This window comes from Mycobacterium angelicum (genome assembly GCF_002086155.1).
In the GTDB taxonomy this organism is placed as follows: Bacteria; Actinomycetota; Actinomycetes; order Mycobacteriales; family Mycobacteriaceae; genus Mycobacterium; species Mycobacterium angelicum.
The window spans coordinates 1-1,426 of sequence record NZ_MVHE01000191.1 but is presented as its reverse complement, the minus strand read 5'-3'; the positions used below and the strand labels follow the sequence as shown (position 1 = coordinate 1,426).

1 protein-coding gene is annotated in these 1,426 nt (G+C 64.5%); it reads right to left on the bottom strand.

Features of this window, described 5'->3' with window-relative positions:
* Window positions 1-57: 57 nt before the first annotated feature.
* Window positions 58-1,293: an IS256 family transposase gene (locus BST12_RS28920; protein WP_083116527.1), complete on the bottom strand. Its 1,236-nt coding sequence runs from the start codon at window positions 1,291-1,293 to the stop codon at window positions 58-60.
* Between the last annotated feature and the right edge of the window lie 133 nt (window positions 1,294-1,426).

Below are 1,426 nucleotides of genomic sequence, written 5' to 3'. Positions count from 1 at the left end.
GGTCAAGTCCAGGGACGTGGTGTACGACGTCGTCGTGTGATTCTTCGATGTGATGGTTTAGGCGGTCAGTGCCGCGGGGGTGGCCTCCTGTTCGGTCGGGGGGTCGTAGACGGTGCGTGATTTGCTCAGGACGTCGAGGCCCAGGTAGCGGCGGGACTCGGCCCATTCGTCGTGTTGTTCTGCGAGCACGGCCCCTACGAGGCGGATCAGGGCGTCGCGGTCGGGGAAGATGCCGACGACATCAGTGCGTCGGCGGATCTCCTTGTTGAGCCGTTCCTGGGGGTTGTTCGACCAGATCTGACGCCAGATTTGCTTGGGAAACGCGGTGAACGCCAGCAGATCTGGCCGTGCTGCTTCGAGGTGGTCGGCGACCTTCGGTAGTTTGTCCGACAGCGCGTCGATGATCCGATCATATTGCGCGGCAACGGATTCCTTGTCAGGTTGATCGAACACCGAATGCAAGAGCGTGCGTACCCACGGCCACGACGCCTTCGGGGTCACCGCCATCAGGTTGGTCGTGTAGTGCGTGCGGCAGCGTTGCCAGGCCGCGCCGGGCAGGGTGGCACCGATCGCGGCCACCAGGCCGGCGTGCGCATCACTGGTGACGAGCTTGATCCCGGACAGGCCGCGGGCGGTCAGCGACCGCCAGAACGTCAACCAGCCGGCACCGTCCTCGGCGGTGGTGACGTCGAGGCCCAGGATCTCGCGGTAGCCCTCGGCGTTGACCCCGACCGCGATCAGCGCGTGCACGTTGACCACCCGACCGCCCTCGCGGACTTTGAGTACCAGCGCGTCAGCAGCCACGAACGTGTAGGGGCCGGCGTCGAGGGGTCGAGTGCGAAAGGCTTCCACGGCGGTATCGAGTTCCTTGGCCATCACCGACACCTGCGACTTCGACAGCGACGTAATCCCGAGAGTTTCGACGAGTTTGTCCATCCGCCGGGTGGACACCCCGAGCAGGTAGCAGGTCGCGACCACGGTCGTCAGAGCCCGCTCAGCCCGTTTGCGGCGTTCCAGCAGCCAGTCCGGGAAATAGGAACCGTGCCGCAGCTTCGGGATCGCCAGATCCAATGTGCCTGCCCGGGTGTCGAATTGGCGGTGACGGTAGCCATTGCGCTGGTTGGTCCGTTCGGTGCTGCGCTCGCCGTATCCCGCGCCGCACAACGCGTCGGCTTCAGCCCCGAGCAGGGTGTGGATGAACGTGGCGAGCAACTCGCGCAGCACGTCGGGGTGGGTCGTGGTGAGTCGTTCGGCCAGCACGGTGGGCAGGTCGATATTCTGGGCAGCGGTCATCGCGTGTATTCCTTTGCTCGAGTGACTTTGGCGGTCTCTCGAAGAATCACGCGATGACCTTCAATCACTCGGCTACGACACGCCGGTACCGCTGATCAGGTCCGACTCGTACACCACTCTGCTGGACGCAACC